Source organism: Limnohabitans sp. TEGF005, from assembly GCF_055394835.1.
This window is the reverse complement of the sequence record NZ_AP029226.1, coordinates 1,050,140-1,073,010: the sequence shown is the minus strand read 5'-3', so window position 1 is coordinate 1,073,010 and position 22,871 is coordinate 1,050,140. Positions and strand designations below refer to the sequence as shown.

19 protein-coding genes and 1 tRNA gene are annotated in these 22,871 nt (G+C 57.4%); 7 read left to right on the top strand and 13 right to left on the bottom strand.

Translation table 11 applies throughout. From position 1 onward, the window contains the following. Nucleotides 1-3: 3 nt before the first annotated feature. The 6 genes from nusA to ACZ5RG_RS05120 form a co-directional block, all read right to left on the bottom strand. The gene (gene nusA, locus ACZ5RG_RS05145; RefSeq protein WP_298598566.1) at nt 4-1,488 is read right to left on the bottom strand and encodes a transcription termination factor NusA; all 1,485 of its coding nucleotides are present in this window, start codon (nt 1,486-1,488) and stop codon (nt 4-6) included. A 70-nt stretch (nt 1,489-1,558) separates the two neighbouring features. Further along, nucleotides 1,559-2,122: a ribosome maturation factor RimP gene (gene rimP / locus ACZ5RG_RS05140; RefSeq protein WP_298598569.1), complete on the bottom strand. Its 564-nt coding sequence runs from the start codon at nt 2,120-2,122 to the stop codon at nt 1,559-1,561. Nucleotides 2,123-2,273: 151 nt separating this feature from the next. After that, on the bottom strand, nt 2,274-3,887 hold the full coding sequence (locus ACZ5RG_RS05135) for an ABC transporter ATP-binding protein (RefSeq protein WP_464447954.1): 1,614 nt from the start codon (nt 3,885-3,887) through the stop codon (nt 2,274-2,276). Then, on the bottom strand, nt 3,884-4,939 hold the full coding sequence (locus ACZ5RG_RS05130) for an ABC transporter permease (protein ID WP_298598574.1): 1,056 nt from the start codon (nt 4,937-4,939) through the stop codon (nt 3,884-3,886). Before ACZ5RG_RS05130 ends, ACZ5RG_RS05135 begins: the two co-directional genes overlap by 4 nt. Continuing rightward, nucleotides 4,936-5,973, bottom strand: coding sequence for a microcin C ABC transporter permease YejB (locus ACZ5RG_RS05125; protein WP_464447953.1), 1,038 nt, complete (start codon nt 5,971-5,973; stop codon nt 4,936-4,938). The genes ACZ5RG_RS05130 and ACZ5RG_RS05125 overlap by 4 nt, the downstream gene beginning before the upstream one ends. Nucleotides 5,974-5,976: 3 nt before the next feature. Then, entirely contained in the window at nt 5,977-7,896 is a 1,920-nt protein-coding gene (locus ACZ5RG_RS05120; protein ID WP_464448179.1) for an extracellular solute-binding protein, read from the bottom strand. A 49-nt stretch (nt 7,897-7,945) separates the two neighbouring features. Between ACZ5RG_RS05120 and fabI the strand changes: the two genes are divergently transcribed. Further along, on the top strand, nt 7,946-8,761 hold the full coding sequence (gene fabI, locus ACZ5RG_RS05115; protein ID WP_464447952.1) for an enoyl-ACP reductase FabI: 816 nt from the start codon (nt 7,946-7,948) through the stop codon (nt 8,759-8,761). Between the two features lie 425 nt (nt 8,762-9,186). On the opposite strand, the gene ACZ5RG_RS05110 is transcribed toward fabI, so the two are convergent. After that, entirely contained in the window at nt 9,187-11,460 is a 2,274-nt protein-coding gene (locus ACZ5RG_RS05110) for an arginine/lysine/ornithine decarboxylase (protein WP_298598580.1), read from the bottom strand. 197 nt (nt 11,461-11,657) lie between these two features. Here ACZ5RG_RS05110 and ACZ5RG_RS05105 point away from each other — a divergent pair. Continuing rightward, a tRNA-Ser gene (locus ACZ5RG_RS05105) sits at nt 11,658-11,748 on the top strand. Between the two features lie 105 nt (nt 11,749-11,853). Here the strand turns inward: ACZ5RG_RS05105 and ACZ5RG_RS05100 are convergent. The 4 genes from ACZ5RG_RS05100 to ACZ5RG_RS05085 all read right to left on the bottom strand — a co-directional run bounded on the left by ACZ5RG_RS05100 (nt 11,854) and on the right by ACZ5RG_RS05085 (nt 15,332). Next, nucleotides 11,854-13,020 (bottom strand): branched-chain amino acid ABC transporter substrate-binding protein, encoded by a 1,167-nt coding sequence (locus ACZ5RG_RS05100; RefSeq protein ID WP_464447951.1) that lies wholly within the window; start codon nt 13,018-13,020, stop codon nt 11,854-11,856. A gap of 119 nt (nt 13,021-13,139) precedes the next feature. Next, nucleotides 13,140-13,403, bottom strand: coding sequence for a hypothetical protein (locus ACZ5RG_RS05095; RefSeq protein WP_464447950.1), 264 nt, complete (start codon nt 13,401-13,403; stop codon nt 13,140-13,142). Next, a complete protein-coding gene (locus ACZ5RG_RS05090) occupies nt 13,400-13,834 on the bottom strand; it encodes a DNA polymerase III subunit chi (protein WP_464447949.1) in 435 nt (144 codons plus the stop codon). Before ACZ5RG_RS05090 ends, ACZ5RG_RS05095 begins: the two co-directional genes overlap by 4 nt. A gap of 10 nt (nt 13,835-13,844) precedes the next feature. Further along, the gene (locus ACZ5RG_RS05085) at nt 13,845-15,332 is read right to left on the bottom strand and encodes a leucyl aminopeptidase (RefSeq protein WP_464447948.1); all 1,488 of its coding nucleotides are present in this window, start codon (nt 15,330-15,332) and stop codon (nt 13,845-13,847) included. Between the two features lie 23 nt (nt 15,333-15,355). Here ACZ5RG_RS05085 and lptF point away from each other — a divergent pair, with 23 nt between their 5' ends. Genes lptF through ACZ5RG_RS05060 form a run of 5 tightly spaced genes read left to right on the top strand, consistent with a single transcriptional unit; the run spans nt 15,356 to nt 20,132 of the window. After that, entirely contained in the window at nt 15,356-16,465 is a 1,110-nt protein-coding gene (gene lptF / locus ACZ5RG_RS05080) for an LPS export ABC transporter permease LptF (RefSeq protein WP_464447947.1), read from the top strand. After that, complete coding sequence (lptG, locus tag ACZ5RG_RS05075; RefSeq protein WP_298598592.1) at nt 16,462-17,568, top strand: LPS export ABC transporter permease LptG; 1,107 nt, start codon at nt 16,462-16,464, stop codon at nt 17,566-17,568. The genes lptF and lptG overlap by 4 nt, the downstream gene beginning before the upstream one ends. After that, on the top strand, nt 17,565-17,957 hold the full coding sequence (locus ACZ5RG_RS05070) for a sirohydrochlorin chelatase (RefSeq protein WP_312260367.1): 393 nt from the start codon (nt 17,565-17,567) through the stop codon (nt 17,955-17,957). Before lptG ends, ACZ5RG_RS05070 begins: the two co-directional genes overlap by 4 nt. A gap of 44 nt (nt 17,958-18,001) precedes the next feature. Then, nucleotides 18,002-18,943, top strand: a complete 942-nt coding sequence (locus tag ACZ5RG_RS05065) for a CysB family HTH-type transcriptional regulator (RefSeq protein ID WP_312260368.1) — start codon at nt 18,002-18,004, stop codon at nt 18,941-18,943. A gap of 19 nt (nt 18,944-18,962) precedes the next feature. Continuing rightward, nucleotides 18,963-20,132 (top strand): pyridoxal phosphate-dependent aminotransferase, encoded by a 1,170-nt coding sequence (locus ACZ5RG_RS05060; protein ID WP_312260369.1) that lies wholly within the window; start codon nt 18,963-18,965, stop codon nt 20,130-20,132. A gap of 65 nt (nt 20,133-20,197) precedes the next feature. Here the strand turns inward: ACZ5RG_RS05060 and def are convergent, their stop codons facing one another. Both def and ligA read right to left on the bottom strand, forming a co-directional pair. Then, complete coding sequence (def, locus tag ACZ5RG_RS05055) at nt 20,198-20,737, bottom strand: peptide deformylase (protein WP_464447946.1); 540 nt, start codon at nt 20,735-20,737, stop codon at nt 20,198-20,200. Continuing rightward, on the bottom strand, nt 20,734-22,863 hold the full coding sequence (gene ligA / locus ACZ5RG_RS05050; protein WP_464447945.1) for an NAD-dependent DNA ligase LigA: 2,130 nt from the start codon (nt 22,861-22,863) through the stop codon (nt 20,734-20,736). The genes def and ligA overlap by 4 nt, the downstream gene beginning before the upstream one ends. Nucleotides 22,864-22,871: the final 8 nt, after the last annotated feature.

The window sequence follows — 22,871 nt, the reverse complement described above, 5'->3', positions numbered from 1 at the left end:
GCTTCAGGCCTGGCCAGCGAACCAATGTTCGCGGGCTTTCATGATCAGGGCGGTCGCCTCTTCAGCTGTCTGAGCAGTGATGTCAGTCAGTTCATCGGTGGCCAAGTCAGCCAAATCGTCACGGGTTTGAATACCCGCTTCAACCAGCTTGGAAATCAGCTCAGGCGTCAAGCCTGGCAAGTCACGCAAATCCTGAGAAACGTCTTCAACGCTCTCTTCACGTGCAATCTCAAGGGTCAGCAACGCATCTTTGGCACGCGTACGCAACTCGTTGATGGTGTCTTCGTCGAAGCTTTCGATCTCCTGCATTTCCTGGATTGGCACATAAGCCACTTCTTCCAGGCTAGCGAAACCTTCGCCAATCAGGATGTCGGCAATCTCCTGGTCCACATCGAGCTTTTCCATGAACAACTGGCGGATGCCCGTGGTTTCTTCGGCTTGCTTCTGGGCAGACTCGGCTGCGTCCATGATGTTGATTTTCCAGCCCGTGAGGTCGGAAGCCAGACGCACGTTTTGACCACCACGGCCAATCGCAATCGCCAGGTTTTCTTCATCAACCACGACGTCCATGGCGTGTTTTTCTTCGTCCACCACGATCGACTGCACGTTGGCCGGAGCCAAAGCGCCAATCACGAACTGGGCAGGGTCCTCGCTCCACAAGACAATGTCGACGCGCTCGCCAGCCAATTCGTTGGTGACGGCATTGACGCGTGTGCCACGCACACCGACGCAAGTGCCGATGGGGTCCACACGTTTGTCATGCGACAACACAGCGATCTTGGCGCGGGAGCCTGGGTCGCGGGCGCAGGTTTTGATTTCCAGAAGGCCTTGCTCAATTTCGGGCACTTCCTGGCGGAACAACTCGATCATGAACTCGGGGGCCGAACGCGACAGCAAAATCGGCGCGCCGCGCAAGGTCAAGTCCACCTCCATGATCATGGCGCGCACACGGTCGCCACTGCGCAGGTTTTCCTTGGGGATCATTTCGCTGCGACGCAGACGGCCTTCAATGCGACCGGACTCGCAAATGATGTCGCCCTTGTCCATGCGCTTGACGGTGCCGACAAAAATCTTCTCGCCACGGGACATGAAGTCGTTGAGCAGCATTTCGCGCTCGGCATCACGGATTTTTTGCAAGATGACCTGCTTGGCCGCCATGGCACCAATGCGGCCGATGGGCAAAGACTCAATAGGCTCTTCGATGTACTCATCGACTTCGATGTCCGGGATTTGCTCTTTGGCTTCGAACAGCAAAATCTCCTGCTCGGGCAACTGAAGACCAGCTTCATCGGGAACCACGTGCCAGCGGCGGAAAGTCTCGTAATTGCCGTTATCGCGGTCCACCGCAACGCGGATGTCCACTTCACCGGAATACAATTTTTTGGTAGCTTGGGCCAAAGCGGCTTCCACAGCACCAAACACCACGTCGCGCTCAACGTTCTTTTCACGTGAGATGGCTTCGACCAACATCAGCATTTCGCGATTCATGACTTGACTCTCCTGTTCCACTGGGCCTGCGGTTCAGACCCGATATAAATGCTCAAAACCCGACACCAGGTCAGGCTTCAACCTTTGGCTTGCGCCCTTTGAAATCCACCACGGGCGCCAAACGGGCCTCGCGCAATTCGTCCAATGTGAAGCCCAGCACATTCAAAGGTGCTGGGATCCTTTTTTTACTGATTCTTTGACCGGGCTTGCCGACAGGCTCATCGCTCCAGACGATTTGCCAACCTTCGCCGGTAGCTGTTCGCTCGAGAGTGCCGCGGAATTTTTTGCGGCTGGCACTGACAAGCCCTACAGCGTTTTCGCCCATGGGCGCTTTGAGCGTGATGTCAATCAACTCGCCGACAAAACGCTCGAAATCTTTTTCGTGACGCAATGGGCGATCAATACCGGGAGAGGAAACCTCAAGCCGGTTGTACGCAACGCCATCGACTTCGAGGGCAAACTGCAGTTGCCGATTGACTTTTTCGCAGTCTTCCACGTTGATGAAGAGCTCAGAGCCCGGCTGCCACGGAAAATCGATGGTAATGCGCAACAATCCGCCCGCAGTGCGGTCAATCTCAACCAGGTCATAACCCAGTCCAGTCACGGTTTCTTGAACAATTTGCTGCAATGCCACAGAGCTTCGGAATATCAACGTTAAAAAAGAAAGACCCAAAAAAAACGGGCGGTGAAAACCCGCCCGTTTGGTCGTGAAGCCAGTATTCTAGCCGAAAAACGCGCTAAGTGCGTGATTTCTAAGGAAAATGAAGCCCTGTTTACCGTGAATTTCACTCGTTTGGAAAGGCGGCCAGCAAACTCCGGGTGTAGGCATGGCGGGGCTCATACAGAACTTGCTCGGCCTTCCCCGCCTCGGCGATTCGCCCCCCCTGCAGCACCATCACTTGGTGGGCCATGGCACGCAAAACGTCGATATCGTGGGTAATCAGCAAATAAGCCATGCCCCGCTTGCTCTGCAATTCTTGCAGCAATTTCAGGATTTGCTTTTGTACCGTCACATCAAGTGCGCTGGTGGGTTCGTCCAGCACCAGTAAATCAGGGCCCACCACCAAGGCCCTCGCCAAAGCAATGCGTTGCCTTTGGCCACCCGAGAACGAGTGAGGGTATCGGCTGAGCAAATCCGGGAAAGCAGCAATGCTCAGGCCGACTTCGGCCAAAGTGGCCACAACCTGGGCCTCGATTTGGCTTGCAGAGGCCTGACCATGGTGCAGGCGAAGCCCCTCCGAGACGATTTCGCCCACCGTCATGCGCGGAGACAGGCTGCCATAAGGGTCCTGAAAAACCACCTGGACACGCCGCCGCAGGGCTTTGTCGCGTGCGGGGATGTTTTGCCAGGCCTGCCCGCCAAAAGACAATTCCCCATCAAAAGGGATCAATCCAAGAACCGCTTGCGCCAAGCTGGATTTGCCCGAGCCCGACTCGCCCATCACACCCAAGGTGCTGCCCGGCATGATGCTGAAGTCGACGTCGTGCACGGCCGTGAAATGGTTTTTCTGAAACCAAGCCCGCACGCCGGGCACCGCCATGGGGTATCGCACCCGCAAGGCTTTGGCTTCGAGCAGTGGCTTGGCAGCAGAATGGGCAGACACATGCACCAAACCTTCCCGGCTGGGTCGACTGTCCAGCAGCTTTTGGGTGTACGGGTGCTGCGGTCGCGCAAACACCTCCGACAAAGTACCCTGCTCCACCATGCGGCCTTTTTCCATCACAGCCACATGGTCGGCGAAGTGGCGAACCAAGGCCAGGTCATGGGTGATCAAGAGCACAGCCATGCCGGTTTTTTGCTGCAAATCGGCCAACAAATTCAGCATTTGCAAGCGCAGACTGGCGTCCAGAGCGGTGGTTGGCTCATCGGCCAGCAGCAATTGGGGTTCTGAAGCCACGGCCATGGCCATCATGGCGCGCTGCCTTTGCCCACCCGACAGTTGATGCGGATAAGCGTCAAAGCGACGGCGCGGGTCATCGATGCCGGTATCAAGCAACCACTGCACGGCGCGGGCATCGGCGTCGCGCCGAGTCAGCCCTTTTTTGAGTTGCAGCACCTCCGAGATTTGCTGCCCCACCGTCATCAAAGGGTTGAGCGCGGTCATCGGCTCCTGAAAAATCATGGCGATCTCGTCGCCTCGGATGCGCTGCATCTCGGCAGGCGACTGTTGCAACAAATCACGCCCTTGCCACAGCACCTGGCCCGTCAGCTTTGCCGACTCCAGCAAGCGCAGCACAGACAAGGCCGTGACCGACTTGCCCGAGCCCGACTCACCAACCAACGCCACACGCTCACCGGCTCGAATGCTCAGATTCACACCATGCACCACCGACTGCCCGGCAAAGGCCACATCCAGGTCTTTCAACTCCAGCAAAGGCTGACTTGGGTTCGCGTTCATGCGTCCACCTTTCGCGGGTCCAGCGCGTCACGCAAGGCATCGCCCATAAAGGTCAGCAGCAGCAAGGTCACCACCAACACACCGAAGGTAGAGATCGAAATCCACCAAGCATCGATGTTGTTTTTGCCTTGGGCGAGCAGTTCACCCAAAGACGGTGTGCCGGGTGGAACCCCCAGACCCAAAAAATCAAGCGATGTCAAAGCCAGAATGGCGCCACTCATGCGAAAGGGCAAAAAGGTGACCACTGGGGTCATGCTGTTGGGCAGCACATGCCGCCACATGATTTGCCAATGCCCCAAACCCAGAGCACGAGCCGACTTGACGTAATCGAGTTGGCGGTTGCGCAAGAACTCGGCCCGCACATAGTCGGACAAGCCCATCCAGCCAAACAGACTTAACAGGACCAGCAACAAACCCACGCTGGGCTCGAATACCGCCGAGAAGATGATGAGCAAATACAGCTCAGGCATGGCGCTCCAGATCTCGATAAAACGCTGGAACACCAGATCGATCTTGCCCGCAAAGAAACCCTGTACAGCACCCGTCAACACGCCCAGCAACACGCCAAAAATGGTCAGGGCCAATGCGAACAAAACGGACACGCGAAACCCGTACAGCAACCGTGCCAACACATCGCGCCCACGGTCGTCGGTGCCCAACCAGTTGCGTGCGCTGGGTGGCGCAGGGTTGGGCAGAGGGGCAAAGTAATCGAGCGTGCTGTGGTGGTAGGGGTTTGGCGCTTGCAAAGCCCAGTTGCCATCCTTGCTCAGTTGTTGCTGGATGAAAGGGTCCAGGTAATCGGCGGGGGTTTCAAAGTCGCCACCGAACAGCTTTTCGGGCAAGGTCTGCACGACAGGAAAGTACCACTGCCCCTGAAAGCGCACGACCAGCGGTTTGTCGTTCGACAAGAACTCGGCCCCCAGGCTGAGAACGAACAGGGTGACAAAAATGAGCAGACTGCCCAAACCCAGGCGGTTGCCCTTGAAGCGCTGCCAAGCTCGGGCCGATGGCGAGGCCTGAGGTGCCAAACAGGAAGATGGAGATGCGCTCATGTGTCGAACTTCACGCGGGGGTCCACCCACACATAACAAAGGTCGCTGATCAGCTTGGTCACCAAGCCGATCAGTGTGAACAAATACAAAGTGCCCAGCACCACCGGATAGTCACGCCGGATCACCGATTCGTAGCTGAGCAAACCCAGACCGTCCAGCGAGAACAAGGTTTCGATCAGCAAAGAGCCCGTGAAAAATGCCCCGATGAAAGCGGCAGGAAAACCGGTGACCAACGGGATCAAAGCGTTGCGCATGACATGGCGGTACAGCACCCTGTTTTCGCTCAAGCCCTTGGCACGAGCCGTCAGCACATATTGCTTGCGGATTTCTTCCAAAAATGCGTTCTTGGTCAGCATGGTGATGACCGCAAAAGAACCCAGCACACTGGCCGTGACCGGCAGGGCGATGTGCCACAGGTAGTCGACCACTTTGCTGCCCCAACTCAATTGCTCCCAGTTGGACGAAGTCAGGCCACGCAGAGGAAACCACTGCAACTGCCCACCAAAGACCACCAGCAAAGCCACCCCCAGCACAAAGCCCGGGACCGCGTAACCGACCAGCACCAACAAGCTGGTGAGCGTGTCAAAGCGCGTGCCCGCACGCACGGCCTTGGCAATGCCCAAAGGCACTGACACCAGGTAACTGAGGAAAAACGTCCACAAGCCCAGGCTGATCGAGACCGGCAGTTTTTCTTGGATCAGGCTCCAAACGTCTTTGGGGTAGAAAAAGCTTTTGCCAAGATCGAACTGTGCAAACTGTTTGAGCATCATCCAAAAGCGCTCCGTCGGGGGCTTGTCAAAACCATAGAGGGTTTTGATCTCGGCAATGCGGGCTGCATCCACGCCCTGCCGGCCCCGGTAAGCACTGCCCGCAGCAGCGGCGCCCTCCCCGCCTGTGTCACGCCCTTGCAATTGGGCCACCATTTGTTCCACCGGACCACCGGGCACAAACTGGATCACCGCAAAAGTCATCAGCAAGACGCCCAACAAGGTGGGGACCATCCACAACAAACGTTTGAATATGTAGGCCAGCATGGATCAAGGGCCTTTCTTGGCAGCGGCATCGCCGACAGTCGGGATGACAGACGCAGACGCAGACGCACGGGCGGACAAGGCCGCAGGCGCTGCCCCCGCCCGCTTGGACCACCAGACCGAAGTGACCAAGGCCTCTGGCTGGTAATAACGCGGCAAGCTGGCAGGCCGCGCAAAAGCAGCGTCGCGCCAAGACACGCGGTGCACCGCACCGTACCAATGCGGCACCACGTAATGGCCGTGGCGCAACACGCGGTCCAGTGCCCGCAAGCTGGCGCCCAACTCGGGGCGGGTGGTGGCGCTCACCACTTTGTCCAGCAGTGCATCAACGGCTGGGTCTTTCAGGCCCAGCACATTGCCCGAGCCTTCGACATCGGCTGACTTGCTGCCAAAGCGCTCCAGCAATTCGGTACCCGGCGCTTCACTGCCCACGGTGCGGTTGCTGACGATGTCAAAGTCAAACACATCCATGCGTTTTTGCAGCAGCGCAAAGTCGATCACTTTGTACTGCACCTGAATGCCCAGCTTTTCCAGGTTTTTGGCAAACGGGGTGACCACACGCCCCATGGAACCCGAACTGTCCAAAAATTCGATGGCCAGCGCCTGGCCAGTGCCGTTGCGCAAAGCGCCATCGCGGTAAGTCCAACCGGCATCCCTCAGCAAATCACGCGCTTGGCGCAGGTGGTCGCGCAAGGTGTGCCCAGAATCGACGGCCAGATCCGTCTTGGGAGGCTGAGGAACGTCTTGTTCGAACACAGCGGCAGGCAACTTGGACGTCAAAGGCTGCAGCAAAGCCAATTCATCGTTGCCGGGTCGGCCTTTGGCCTCGAAGTCGCTGGCCACAAAGTACCCACGCACGCGGCTGTAGGCGTTGTAAAACAGCTGGCGATTCAACCACTCAAAGTCCATGGCCAGCGCGATCGCTTGGCGCACACGCACATCCTTGAACTTGTCGCGGCGCAGGTTGAACTGAAAGCCCTGAAAGTCACCCGCATTGCCGTGCGGCAACTCGGCCTTGATCAACTCGCCGCGCTCGAATGCGCGGCCCGTAAAGGCCCTGGCCCACTCCCGCGCAATGAAAGACTGCATGTAATCGAACTCCCCCGCCTTGAAGGCTTCGAGCTGCGCGGTGCTGTCTTTGTAAATTTTGTAGGTGATGCGGTCAAAGTTGAACAGTCCCTTGCGCACATTCAGGTCTTTGGCCCAATAAGCCGTATCGCGCACATAGGTGATGTCTTTGCCAAATTGCACAGGGCCGATTCGGTAAGGGCCTGACGCGATGGGAACCTCCATGACCATCTGGTCAAGCGGTGTGTGCACTTTGCCTTGCAAACCCCACTTTTGACTGAACACCGGCAAGCTGCCCACGATCAAGGGCAGTTCGCTGTTGGGCCGAACAAAATCAAATCGGATGCTGCGCTCGCCCAAAACCGTGGCGGCTTTGACCTCAGAAAAATAGGTTCGGTACTGTGGGGCCGCTTGCTTGCTGGTCAGTCGCTCAAAGGTGTGGCGCACATCGGCAGCCAGGACCGGGTCACCGTTGTGAAAGCGGGCTTGCGGATGAATCTGAAAAGTCACCGACATGCGGTCAGACGCCACCTGAATGTCCGAAGCCAGCAAACCATAAGCCGTGGTCGGCTCGTCCATATTGCCCACCAGCAAGGTGTCAAACAACATGCCCAACATGGCCGGGGGCGCACTGCCTTTGAGGGTAAAGGGGTTGTATTTGTCGAAGTTGGATTGCCGTGTGGGAGGCACCAAAGCGATCTCACCGCCTTTTGGCGCGTCAGGGTTCACATACGAGAAATGGGCAAAACCGGCCTGGTAACGAATGTCGCCAAACTGCGCATACGCATGCGCCGCCCACGCGGTGTTCGTCGTCAAGAGCCCGAGGGCCAGCCAGCAGTGAGTCCAAAATCGGGCCATGGGTCTTCGCATGCGACAATTCTGCACACATTTTCCAGGAGTTGAAGACATGACTACAAAAACAGGATTTCTGTCGGGCAAAAAGCTGTTGATCACCGGCGTGTTGTCCAACCGCTCGATCGCCTATGGCATTGCCAAGGCTTGCCACGCGCAAGGCGCTGAACTGGCCTTCAGTTACGTGGGCGAGCGCTTCAAAGACCGCATCACCGAGTTCGCAGCCGACTTTGACTCCAAGCTGATCTTTGACTGCGATGTAGGCAGCGACGAACAAATTGAAAAACTGTTCACCGACTTGTCGGCCACTTGGCCCAAGATCGACGGCTTTGTGCACGCGATTGGCTATGCTCCGCGCGAGGCGATTGCAGGCGACTTCTTGGACGGTTTGTCACGTGAAGGCTTCAAGATCGCACACGACATCAGCGCCTACAGCTTCCCTGCCATGGCCAAAGCAGCCCTGCCCTACCTGAACGACAAATCGGCCTTGCTGACCCTGACCTATCTGGGGGCCATCCGCACCGTCCCCAACTACAACACCATGGGCTTGGCCAAGGCCAGCTTGGAAGCGTCGGTGCGCTACTTGGCTGAATCACTGGGCAGCCAAAACCGTGGCCTGCGGGCCAACGGCATCTCGGCTGGCCCCATCAAGACCTTGGCCGCCAGCGGCATCAAAGGCTTTGGCAAAATTTTGTCGGTGGTGGCCGAAGCCTCGCCGATTCGCCGCAACGTGACGATTGACGATGTGGGCAATGTGGCGGCTTTCATGTTGAGCGACTTGGCCGCAGGCGTGACCGCTGAGATCACGTATGTGGACGGTGGCTTCAGCCAAGTGGTCGGTGGGATTGCGGAGCCTGCTGCGGCTGACTGATTGGGCTGTGAGCTTCCGGGTCTGCGCCGTCTTGGAGAGCGCCCGAGAGCAGGCGGGCGCTGCCCGGGCTCATCACTCGCTTCGCTCGCCAAATCGCCCGGTTCAGCGCCCGCCTGCTCTCGGGCTAAGTGGATGCTCTTGTGTCCATGGGCTTGGTCGAGGTCGCCTCACTGCCTCAACACGCTGATTTGATCAAGCTGGCCTGTGTGCTGTTGGCAGTCAAGATCGACGCTCAACCGGCGCATCTTCCAGAATTGAAAAAGCGGCCTAGGCCGCTTTTTCAATTCTCCCCCCGCAGGTGAGTTGGGGCCCTGTGCGGAGGCGATGTGGCAAAGCGAAGCGCCTCTGAGCCCTCGCACAGGGCCCCAACTCACCTGCCATCCCACTTAGCCCAAACACGAAGAGCCACACACCCAGCGCAGGGTTTAAGCCTTCACGCAATCCGCAAAGTACCGCTTCTTGCCATCCTCGTCCTTGATCTCCACCAAACCATGGATATCCGTCTCGAAGCCCGGGCACTTCTCGTTGAACTCGCGGGCGAACTTGAGGTAGTCCACGATCTTCTTGTTGAAGACCTCGCCGGGAATCAACAGCGGAATGCCTGGCGGGTAAGGCGTGACCAAACCCACCGTGATGCGGCCTTCCAGGTGATCAATTTCTACGCGCTCAGTCTTGCGCTGCGCGATGTGGGCATAGGCATCTGACGGACGCATGGCCGGAGCCAAATCCGACAAATACATCTCAGTAGTCAAGCGGGCAATGTCGTACTTGGCGTACATCTCATGCACGTGCTGGCACAGATCGCGCAAACCCATGCGCTCATAGCGCGGGTGCTTCTGGCAAAACTCCGGCATGATTTTCCACATAGGCTGGTTCTTCGCGTACTCGTCCTTGAACTGCTGCAAAGCCGTCAGCAGCGTGTTCCAGCGGCCCTTGGTGATGCCGATCGTGAACATGATGAAAAAGCTGTACAAGCCGGTTTTCTCGACCACCACACCATGCTCGGTCAGGAACTTGCTGACGATCGAGGCTGGAATGCCGGTCTTGTCAAACTTGCCATCCAAATCCAGGCCTGGCGTGACGATGGTTGACTTGATCGGGTCCAGCATATTGAAGCCGTCCGCCAACTGTTGGCCAAAGCCGTGCCACTTGCTGGCCTTCTTGCGGGGATCATTGCGCAAGATCCAGTCATCGGCGCGGCCAATGCCTTCTTCGGCAAACTTCTCAGGACCCCAAACCTTGAACCACCAGTCTTTGCCGTATTCGGCATCGATTTTTCGCATGGCACGGCGGAAATCCAAGGCTTCAGCAATGCTTTCTTCGACCAGTGCAGTGCCGCCAGGCGGCTCCATCATGGCAGCAGCCACATCACAGCTGGCAATGATGCTGTACTGTGGGCTGGTCGAGGTGTGCATCAGGTACGCCTCGTTGAAAAGAGGGCGGTCCAGCTTGGTGTTTTGCGCGTCTTGCACCAGCACATGGCTGGCTTGGCTGATGCCTGCCAACAACTTGTGGATGGATTGTGTGGCGTACACCATCGACTCTTTAGGACGTGCGCGCTTTTTGCCCATCGAATGGTAAGGGCCATAAAACGGGTGGAATGCCGCGTGCGGCAGCCAGGCTTCGTCAAAGTGCAGGTTTTCCACATAGCCATCAAGCATGCTTTTGATGGTTTCGGTGTTGTACAAAACACCGTCATAAGTGGACTGCGTGAGCGTCATCACGCGGGGCTTGACCTTTTTAGGGTCCACGCCTTTGAGCAAAGGGTTGGCCTTGATCTTGGCCATGATGGCTGCGGGCTCGAACTCGCTTTTGGGAATCGGGCCGATGATCCCGAAGTGGTTGCGCGTGGGCTTCATGAACACGGGGATCGCGCCGGTCATGATGATCGAGTGCAAGATAGATTTGTGGCAGTTGCGGTCCACCACCACCACGTCACCTGGAGCCACTGTGTGGTGCCAAACAATCTTGTTCGAAGTACTGGTGCCGTTGGTCACAAAGAAGCAATGGTCTGCATTGAAAATGCGGGCCGCATTGCGCTCGCTCTCGCCGATCGCGCCATTGTGGTCCAGCAACTGCCCAAGCTCTTCGACGGCGTTGCACACGTCGGCACGCAACATGTTTTCGCCATAAAACTGGTGGTACATCTGACCGACGGGACTCTTCAGGAAAGCCACACCACCGGAATGGCCTGGGCAGTGCCAAGAGTAAGAACCGTCTTCAGCGTAATCAAGCAAGGCTTTGAAGAAAGGCGGTTGCACACCTTCCAAATAACTCTTGGCCTCACGAATGATGTGACGCGCCACAAACTCTGGCGTGTCTTCAAACATGTGGATGAAACCGTGCAGCTCGCGCAAGATGTCGTTGGGCAAGTGGCGCGATGTTTTTGTTTCACCGTAAATGTAGATCGGCACATCGGCGTTCTTGCGACGCACCTCGTCAATGAACGCTCGCAAATTGATCACGGCCGGATCCAGATCAGGTCCGGGAGAAAACTCTTCATCGTCGATCGACAAAATGAAAGCGCTGGCCCGGCTTTGTTGCTGGGCAAACTGCGACAAATCGCCATAACTGGTCACACCCAAAACCTCTAAGCCCTCGCTGACGATGGCATCTGCCAAAGCCCGAATACCCAGGCCCGATGTATTTTCAGAGCGGTAGTCTTCGTCAATGATGATGATGGGAAAGCGAAATTTCATGGGCTTGTCGGGCTGTGCGCCAAAGAAGGGACAAAGGAATTGAAACAGAGGCGAAGTTTAAGGATAAAAAGGGCTGCTTGAGCGATGCAGGTCAGAATTACGCAAAAATCCCGCAACTTGTCGACAACGCCGACATGACAAGAATTGCGAACCCGGCCATCGATTAGCGTTTTTACGCTGCTACAATACGACGCTTCGGAGCGGTGGATGAGTGGTTTAAGTCGCACGCCTGGAAAGCGTGTGTGGGTTAATAGCCCACCGCGGGTTCGAATCCCGCCTGCTCCGCCAAAACAAAAAAGCCTGCACAATGTGCAGGCTTTTTTTCGTCTGTTTGTTCATCCCAAGCCCGAAAGCCTTGGATGAACGAGCCCCCGACTCGCGGGGGCTGCCAGATCAGCGAACCACGGCGAGTTGCGAACGCTCACCACCTTTGTAGGTGTACAAGGTCAAAGCGCCATTCTTGATGTCGCCTTTTTCGTCAAACGCGATGTTGCCAGTCACGCCTTTGTAGTTGATGGCCTTCAAAGCAGGCAGGTACTTGGCTGGATCAGCAGAACCTGCAGTCACCATGGCTGTAGCCATGACTTTGACAGCGTCATACACGTAAGGGGCGTACACCTGAACGTCTGCATTGAATTTGGCTTTGAAGTCGGTGCGGAACTTGTCCATGCCGGCTTTTTGCTCGCCTTCAACACCACCGGCTTCAGCACAGAAGACCGACTCGTCTTTCATGGCGTCGCCAGCCAGTTTGGCCAACTCGGAAGTGCAGATGCCATCGCCGCCCAGGAACTTGGCTTCAATGCCCAAAGATTTCATCTGGCGCAGCATCGGGCCAGCCACAGCGTCCATGCCACCAAAGAACACGACGTCAGGCTTCTTGGCCTTCAGTGTGGTCAGGATGGAGTTGAAGTCGGAGGCTTTGTCGGTGGTGAATTCGTGACCGACGATGGTGCCGCCAGCAGCTGTCGCGCCCTTCTTGAATTCTTCAGCCACGCCTTGGCCGTAAGCAGTACGGTCATCGATCACAGCGATGTTTTTGCCCTTGAGGGTTTCCACAGCGTACTTGCCGAGGGTGCCGCCGAGGTGCACGTCGTCAGCCACCACGCGGAACGCGCCTGTGTAACCTTGACGGGTGTACTTGGGGTTGGTAGCGGATGGGGAGATCTGTGGAATACCTGCCGTGTTGTAGATCTGCGAGGCAGGAATGGTGGTGCCGGAATTCAAGTGACCGATCACGCCGTTGACTTTGGCGTCGACCAGTTTCTGAGCAGCAGCAGTGCCTTGCTTTGGATCGGCAGCATCGTCTTCAGCCAGCAACTCAAACTTGACAGCCTTGTCACCAATTTTCAGGCCAGCAGCATTGAGTTCCTCGATGGCCATACGGGCACCGTTTTCGTTGTCTTTGCCCAAGTGAGCAATGGCACCGCTGACAGGACCCACGTGACCGATCTTGATCACTGTGGCGTCAGATGCGGCATCTTTTTTGCCGCAAGCAGCCAACACGACTGCAGCAACGGCCACAGAAACCAGGGTCAAAGAACGCACACCAAAAAATTTCATAGAAACTCCGAAAAATAATTTGCTTCAATTAAGCAAGCCGTAAAGATACTGCAAAAACAACTGTTTGGGGATTAGGGAAAACCAAAATTCTCTCTAGAACAGGTGGGATATTGATAATTTCAGTCCCCGTCAAGCTTGAAACGACTGGCCCATGCCTGACGCAAGCTGCGCTGCACCAATTCGGTGGTCAAACGCTCCAATTCAGGGCGCAAAGACTGCACCAACTCATCCCCCAAAGCCATGAAAGTGGTTTGTTCCAAGTCACGGGCATCCAGCGCAGCACGCAAAGCATCCGGTATTTGTGAATCAGGAATAACCGTACTCAAAACAGGTACGACCGAAGCTGTCTTATCAGAGAAATAGTCGATTTCAGGCGATGTCATGGGGGCGCAATTTTGGACAAATCATGTTGCAGCAAATCGTAGCGTTGGGCCGTGTAATGACGCCAGCGTTGGCGAGCGGTCATACGACCATGGTCATCTGTTGCCACGATTTCAATCAAGCGTTCGAATTTCTCAAATCCTTGGGGTACGTCATCACCCAGATTCACCAGGACATCGAGCCCAACGCATTGCGCTGGATCGGCATGCAGCCGAATGGGTGACGCTGTCTGCACGTCTTGGGTATCGGCAAATGTGCTGTGCGGCAAAAAGTCGAACTCCGAAAACACCCACAACGCAGTGTCCAACTGTCGCAAGGCCACATCGGAGCCCACCACGCCTACACGCAAGTTGCGAGCGTGCGCTTTTCGCAAGAGTCGGCAGACATATTGCAAACGCTCTGGCGCGTTGAAGTGAAATTCAATCTGGGTCATCACCAACCCATCAACGGCGACGAACTGGAGGTGCCTTCACCGATTTATTGCCGACTTGCGCCAACAAATAATGCAACAGCAAGCCCACTGGGCGGCCCGTAGCGCCCTTGGCGGCACCACTGCGCCAAGCGGTGCCGGCAATGTCCAGATGCGCCCAGGGGTAACGCGATGAAAAGCGCTGCAAAAACTTGGCTGCCGTCACGGCGCCTGCCTGACGGCCTGCCACGTTGGCTACGTCTGCATAGCGCGACTTCAAGCCTTCGGCATAGTCGTCGTCCAGGGGCATCCGCCAGCAAGCATCACCCGAAACGTCACCTGCCAACTGAAGAGAATGCGCCAACGCGTCGTCGCCAGAGAAAAGCCCCGAACGAACAGCACCCAGAGCAATCACGCACGCCCCGGTCAAGGTCGCGATGTCGATCACGGCCTGCGGTTTGAAACGCTCGGCATAGGTCAAGGCATCACACAACACCAAGCGCCCTTCAGCGTCGGTGTTCAGAATTTCAATGGTCTGGCCGCTCATGCTGGTGACCACATCACCAGGCTTGACCGCCAGGCCATCGGGCATGTTTTCGGTGGCCGGGATCAGCCCTACCACGTTGATCGCGGGCTTGAGTTCGCCCAAGGCTTTGAACACCCCCAACACACTGGCCGCACCGCACATGTCGTATTTCATCTCGTCCATTTCGGCGGCCGGCTTGATGGAAATACCGCCGGTGTCAAACGTGATGCCCTTGCCCACCAACACCACAGGGGCCTGGGCAGCAGCTGCGCCGTTGTAGCGCATCACAATGAACCGCAAAGGCTCTGCAGCACCACGGGCGACCGCCAAAAAAGCCCCCATGCCCAGTTTGGTGACTTCTTTGGGTCCCAGCACTTCGCATTTGAACGCTGCACCTTTGGCAATCGACTTGGCCGCGTCCGCCAGCATGGCGGGGGTGCAATGGTTAGCGGGTCGGTTGGCCCACTCTTTGGCCACCTCAACGCCGGCCACAAGCGCTTGCGCCTGGGCCAATGCGGCTCGCAGCTCGGCACTGACCTGGCCTGCACTGACAACAACCTGTTTCAGGGTTCGTGGCTTGGGTTTGCTCAGTGTGCTGGTGTAGCTGTAGCTGGCATCGGCCAAAGCCGACACGGCAGTTTGCAGAGCGGTCGCAGACAATTCGGCCGCGGCATGAAGGCCGATGCGCTTGATCTTGGCAGATTTGAGGGTATTCCAGGCCGCCGTCAGGGCACTGCGCACATGCGCTGCAGTGCCGTCAACAGTGCAAGCAACCACGAGATGACGTGCCTTGATGCCCGGATGTGCGTACAAAGACAACACGGCACCGGGCTTGTGCTCAAAATCGCCATGTTGGATGGCCGCCCGAACCAAGGAGGCAATCGGGTCTTGGCCCGAGACGACGTCTTTGTCTTCCGAGGGCCACAAAACAAGCAAGGCGTCCAGATCGTCACGAATCACACTGGACAGAGCGCGCTTTTGGATTTCGAAGTTCATAATTCAGCTTTTCCTTCGCACCGATGTTATTCCATTCTTCTTTACGCAAAGACCTTGCCCGCAATTTCGGGGCCACGCTGGTGGTTTTGGTCACCATTGTGATCACCATCATCCTGATCCGGACACTGGGCCAGGCCAGTCGGGGCAGCGTCAACCCGTCCGAGGTCCTGCTGGTCATGGGTTTCAGTGTGCTGAGCCAGCTCACGACGATCATCACGCTGAGCCTGTTCATCGCCGTGGTGGCCACCCTCTCGCGCATGTACAGCGACAGTGAAATGGTGATTTGGTTTTCGAGCGGGCAGGGTCTGGGCCATTTTGTCCGTCCACTTTTTGGTTTCGCCTGGCCTGTGCTCTTGATCGTGAGCTTGCTGGCCCTTTTTACCTGGCCTTGGAGCAACCAGCAAATCCAAGACTTGAAGGTGCGCTTTGAAAAACGCAACGACATTGAACGTGTGGCACCCGGGCAATTCCAGGAATCATCAGGTGGTCAACGTGTGTTCTTTATTGACAAAGACACGCCCGACAACCGTTTTGGTCGTCATGTGTTCATCTCAAACCAGGACGGAGAGATGGAAAGTGTGACCACAGCACAACAAGGGCGCATCGAGCTGACGGGCAATGACCGCTTCCTGATTCTCGACAAAGGCCAACAGTGGCTGACCAACCGGGAGACTGGCGAGACAAGGCTGACCCAGTTTGAGCACTACGAACTGCTGATCGACGACGAGGTCAATCTGCCCTCTTCGGGCATGAACAGCCGCTACACCGCCACATGGGACTTGTTGAAACAACCCCATCTGGAAAACCAAGCAGAACTGTCTTGGCGCTTGGGACTGGGGCTGGCTGGCATTAATTTGTTACTGATCGCCTTGGCCGTTTCGGCAGTCAACCCGCGAGCTGGACGCAGTTACCACCTTGGACTGGCCTTGTTTGTCTTCATTGCTTACTACAACATGCTGAACGTGGGCCAAAGCTGGATCGGCACCGGGCGCTTTGCGTTTTTGCCTTTCATGGTGATGTTGCATGGCGGCGTCTTTTTGATCGCCATTCTCTGGCTCTCGATTCGCCATTACAACTGGTCCTGGCGCTTCCTTTTGAATGCCGGAGCAACCCACAACAAAGGCCATGCATGAAAACCGTTCGCAGTTTGCTGCATGGCGAAATCATCCGGGCCGTGAGCTTTGTACTGGTCTGTTTTTTGGCATTGTTCTTGTTCTTTGACCTGGTCGACGAGCTGCAGAATCTGAGCCGTCTGGCCAGCCAGGGTTACAAACTCCACCACGCGCTCTTGTATGTGGCCCTCAAAACACCCACGCACATCTACGAACTGCTGCCGATATCGGTCTTGATCGGCTGCATCTTTGTCATGGCGCGACTGGCACAAAGCTCCGAATTCACCATTTTGCGCACAGGCGGCCTGGCCCCCCTGAAAGCCCTGAGCACCCTGCTCCAACTGGGACTCGTTTTTGTCGTGATGACTTTTTTGATTGGCGATTACGCAGCCCCTTGGGCCGACCGGCAGGGCGTGCAGGTCAAAGCAAAATTCCAGGGCAACTTGACGGTGGGTCAGACGGGCGCATGGCTGAAAGAGCGGCAGGGAAACCGCCATTTTGCTGTGAACGTGCGCAGCTTTGACGGCATCAGCCACATGCAAAACGTGCGGATTCATGAGTTCACCGAAGCGGGACTTCTGCTGGCGATCACCACCGCCCCGCAAGCCGAGATTGAGCAAGGCGTATGGCAACTGCAGCAAGCTGAAGAAAAGTCGATTCAGACAACGGCATCGTCAAAAACACTGCAATACAGGGCCGTAGAACACACCAAACTGGCCTGGCCCACAGAGATCAGCGCCGACATGGTGGCCGCAGCCGTGCTCAGTCCGGACCGCATGAGAACGTGGGAGCTGTTCAATTACATGCGGCACTTGTCCAGCAACAACCAAAACGCTCAGCGCTACGAAATCGAGTTCTGGCGCAAGGTTTTTTACCCTCTGAGCTGCTTGGTCATGCTGGTCATGGCCCTGCCCTTCGCCTATTTACACTTCCGATCGGGTCAGATCGCTGGATACGTCTTTGGCGGGGTTCTGGCGGGTATCAGTTTTTCCCTCTTGAACAATCTGTTCAGCTTCGCTGGCAACTTGCAAAACTGGCAACCCTGGCTCACGGCCGCGGCCCCGGCTTTGATCTACAGCGCAATTTCCTTGTTGGGTTTTTGGTGGATGGTGTTACGACAATGACAACTGATTTGAATCCTCACACGGGTGTGATTTTGTTTGCCCACGGTTCTCGCGATCCGCTTTGGCGTTTGCCGATAGACGCTGTCGCCCAGCAAATGCGCTTGCGGTGGCCGGGTTTGGTGGTGGAATGTGCGTTTCTGGAACTGACCACCCCTGACCTGTCCAGCACCGTCGAGTCCTTGATGATGCAAGGCAAAACGCATTTGCGCATCGTGCCCATGTTTCTTGGCGTTGGCCGGCATGCCCGGGAAGACCTGCCCAAACTGGTTGCCGACTTGATCGAGGCTTATCCCCAAGTACAGTTTGAACTGGTGCCCTCTATTGGCGAGCACCCGGCCATGACGGCGCTGATGGCAGAAATTGCGGCCAAGCAAGCCACAGCAGCATAGACCCGATAAAGCATAATGATGTGAGTCAATATGGCATTTAACGTATGAACCTGCACCAATTTCGCTTTGTCCAAGAGGCTGCACGCCGCAACCTGAACTTGACCGAAACAGCAAAGGCCCTGCACACCTCGCAGCCCGGGGTGTCCAAAGCCATCATCGAGCTGGAAGAAGAACTGGGCATCGAAATCTTTGCGCGTCACGGTAAACGCCTCAAACGCATCACGGAACCAGGTCAGCACGTGCTGCAAAGCATCGAAATCATCCTGCGTGAAGTGGGCAACCTGCGCAAAATCGGTGACCAATACAGCGCGCAGGACAACGGCACTCTGTCGATCGCGACCACCCACACCCAAGCCCGTTACGTGCTGCCACTGCCGGTAGCCAAGCTGCGCGAAAAATACCCCAAGGTCAACATCAGCCTGCACCAAGGCGCGCCCGATCAGGTGGCCAAGATGCTGCTCGACGACACGGCTGAAATTGGCATCGCTACCGAATCCCTCTCGGCTTACGAAGAACTGGTCACCCTGCCCTGTTACGAGTGGCAACACGTGCTGGTCTTGCCGCTGGACCATCCACTGGCACAAAGAGAGCACTTGTCGCTGGAAGACATTGCCAGTGAACCCATCATCACTTACCACCCTTCGTTCACAGGGCGTGGCCGCATTGACCAAGCTTTTGCTGCCAAAAAACTGCACCCCCGCATTGCGCTCGAAGCCATCGACTCGGACGTGATCAAAACCTATGTCAGGCTGGGCTTGGGCATCGGCATCGTGGCCGAGATGGCCGTCAAAGACGACCCGGTGAAAGACCTGGCAGTGAGGCCACTGGGCGCACTGCTGGGCATGAACGTGGCCCGCGTGGCCTTCAAGCGCGGCGCTTATTTGCGCCACTTTGTCTACCATTTCGCCGAATTGCTGAGCGACCGCCTGACCGCACCGTTGATCGCCAAAGCCATGAATGGGCACGTCAACGATTACGAACTTTGAGCCCTGAACTTTGAACACCATGCACGCACGCACCCCCAGTCTCACCTCCAAAGCGCCCCACATGGGCACCACCATTTTTACGGTCATGTCGGCGCTTGCCACCGAAAAAAATGCCGTCAACCTCGGCCAAGGCTTCCCGGATTTCCCGTGCGATCCCAAACTGCTCGATTTGGTGAACGACGCCATGCGTGAAGGCCTGAACCAATACCCGCCGATGACGGGTGTGGCCCCACTGCGAGAAGCGGTGTCGCGCAAAATCGAAACGCTGTATGGCCGTCATTACGACCCCGCCAGCGAGATCACAGTGACCGCGGGTGCTACCCAAGCCATTCTGACCATCATTTTGGCCATCGTGCACCCCATGGACGAAGTCATCGTGCTGGAGCCCTGCTACGACAGCTATGTGCCCAACATCGAGTTGGCGGGTGGCGTGGTCGTGCGTGTGCCCCTCACACCCGGCACCTTTCGGCCCGACTTTGACAAAATCCGCGCCGCAATCACACCCAAAACCCGCGCCATCCTGATCAATTCGCCACACAACCCCAGCGGCATGATCTGGTCCAAGCAAGAGATGCTCTCACTGCAAGAGATCCTGGCCCCCACCGACATCGTGCTCATCAGCGACGAGGTTTACGAGCACATGGTCTACGCGCCTAACCGGCACTGGAGCGCCGCGCATTTTGACGGCCTGGCCGCCCGCGCCTTCATCGTGTCGAGCTTTGGCAAGACCTATCACGTCACAGGCTGGAAAGTGGGCACTGTGGCCGCGCCTGCGGCCTACACTGCCGAATTTCGCAAGGTGCACCAGTTCAACGTGTTCACGGTCAACACCCCGATGCAGCACGCCCTGGCCCGCTACATGGCCGACCCGGCCCCCTATGTGGAACTGCCTGCGTTTTACCAGCGCAAGCGAGATCTGTTTCGGCAAGGCTTGGCACAGACCCAGTTCAAGCTGCTGCCCGGCGAGGGCACCTATTTTCAGTGTGTGGACATTTCTGACCTGAAAGTCCCCGAGAAAAACCTGAGCGAAGCTGATTTTTGCAAATGGCTGACCACCGACATCGGCGTGGCCGCCATCCCGCTGTCGGCCTTTTATGGCCAAGGTTTTGACCAGAAAGTCATCCGGTTTTGCTTTGCCAAAAAGGACGACACCTTGCTGGCTGCGCTGGAAAAACTGAAAGGACTTTGAAGCCCCATTGGCGAAGTGGGCTGCGCCCCTCGCCCCGACAAGCGCCCCCCAGGATGGCCGCTTGCTCAGTCGTCTTCAGCAGCGCTGATACCGGGGAAAAGCACTTCGGTGAATCCAAAACGCGTAAAGTCGCGCACCCGCATCGGGTACAGCTTGCCCACCAAATGGTCGCATTCGCGCTGCACCACGCGGGCGTGAAAGCCATCCACCGTGCGGTCGATCGGCTGGCCCTTCTCGTCGAACCCGGTGTAACGGATGTGCGACCAACGCGGCACCACGCCGCGCAAACCCGGCACCGACAGGCAACCTTCCCAATCTTCCTCTTCTGCCTCACCCAAAGGCGTGATCACAGGGTTGATGAGCACCGTAGGCGGCACTTGAGGACGGTCGGGGTAGCGCGGATTGAGCGCCGTACCGCCAAAAATCACCAGTTGCAAGTTCACCCCGATTTGCGGAGCGGCCAGACCTGCACCGTTGACCGCAGCCATGGTTTCGCGCAGGTCAGCGATCAATTCATGCAACTGTGGCGTGTCAAAAACCTGCACCGCGTCAGCCACGCGCAGCAGTCGGGCATCGCCCATTTTGAGGATGTCTCGAACGGTCATGGTTTTTTTCCAGTCAACAGCACTGCCAGCCCGGCATCGTCCAACACGGGCACGCCCAGCTGCTGCGCCTTGTCGAGCTTGCTGCCCGCCTCGGCACCCGCCACCACGTAGTGGGTTTTTTTGCTGACCGAGCCCGCCACTTTGGCGCCCAAGGCTTCGAGTTTTTCTTTGGCCTCGTCGCGGCCCATGCTTTGCAATGTGCCGGTCAACACCACCGTGATACCAGCCAAGGGCATTTCGGTCGGTGCCAAGGCATCGCCTTCCGCCCAGGTGATGCCTGCATCGCGCAGGGCTTGGACCACCTCGCGGTTGTGCGGCTGGTCAAAAAAAGTGCGAATGCTGTGCGCCACAACAGGGCCGACATCGGGTACTTGCAGCAAGGCGTCTTCGCTGGCAGCCATCACAGCGTCCAGCTGACCGAAATGACGGGCCAACTCTTTGGCCGTGGCCTCGCCCACATGGCGAATACCCAGGCTGAACAAAAAACGGCCCAAGGTGGTCTGCTTGGATGTTTCCAGCGCTTCGAGCAGGTTGACCGCCGACTTTTCGGCCATGCGGTCCATATTGGCCAGCGAATCGAGCTTCAGGTGGTAAAGGTCGGCCAGCGTTTTGACCCGACCTGAATCCACCAACTGGTCGACCAACTTGTCGCCCAAACCGTCCACATCCATGGCGCGGCGGTGGGCGAAGTGCCAGATCGCCTGTTTGCGTTGGGCGCTGCAAAACAGCCCGCCCGTGCAACGGTGGTCGGCTTCACCGTCTTCGCGTTCGGCCAAACTGCCGCACACCGGGCAGTGGCTCACCATGGTGAACAAAGGCGCATCGGGCGGGCGGCGCTCCAGCACCACCGACACCACTTCGGGAATCACATCGCCAGCTCGGCGCACGATCACCGTGTCGCCCACCCGCACGTCTTTGCGGCGGGCCTCCAGTTCGTTGTGCAGCGTGGCGTTGGTCACAGTCACGCCCCCCACAAACACCGGCGCCAGCTTGGCCACGGGGGTGAGCTTGCCGGTGCGGCCGACCTGCACATCGATGGCCAGCACCGTGGTCATCTCTTCTTGTGCCGGGTATTTGTGCGCGACGGCCCAACGTGGCTCGCGGGTCACAAAGCCCAAGCGGGCTTGCAGCGCCAGCTCATTGACTTTGTAGACCACGCCGTCGATGTCATAGGGCAAAGCATCGCGCTCGGCGGCCATGCGCTGGTGAAACGCCACCAGCCCTTGGGCGCCTTGCACGCAGGTGGTTTGCTCGGCCACTGGGAAACCCCAGGCCTTGAGCTGCCGGAGCATGTCGTCATGGGTGGTCCATTGCGGCCCGCCTTCGGTTGGTGGCGTGATGTCGCCAAGGCCATAGGCAAAAAAGCTCAAAGGCCGTTCGGCCGCGATGCCCGAATCGAGCTGGCGCACCGCACCAGCTGCCGCATTGCGCGGATTGACAAAGGTTTTTTCGCCCTTGGTGCCCGCCGCTATGCGTTCACGTTGGCGTGCGTTCAGGGCTTCAAAATCGTCGCGCCGCATGTAGACCTCTCCGCGCACTTCCAGCACGGCAGGCGCATCGATCGGCAAACGCAAAGGAATCTGCCCGATGGTGCGGATGTTGGCGGTGACCTCTTCGCCGGTTTCACCGTCGCCCCGAGTGGCCGCTTGCACCAGCACCCCGTTTTCGTAGCGCAGGCTCATGGCCAGACCATCAAATTTCAACTCACCCACATAGCTCACGGCTGGATCGGCTTCGCTCAGGCCCAACTCTTTGCGGATGCGCGTGTCAAATGCTTGCGCACCACTGGCTTCCGTGTCGGTTTCGGTGCGAATGCTGAGCATGGGCACGCGGTGCGTGACCTGCGCAAAGGCATCCAGAATTTGGCCGCCCACACGTTGGGTGGGCGAATCGGGCGTCAGCAGCTCGGGATGGGCCGACTCCAGCGCCTGCAGTTCGCGGAACAACCTGTCGTATTCGGCATCGGGGATTTCAGGCGCATCGAGCGTGTAATAAGCGTGTGCATGCTGGTGCAATACCGACCGCAATTGCGCTGCTCTTTCGGCTGGCGGCACAGACTGGATGGCCCGTGCAACTTTGGCAGGTTCGCCCAATGGCAGTCCGCCAAACAAGTCCGGATGGGACATGGTGAGTG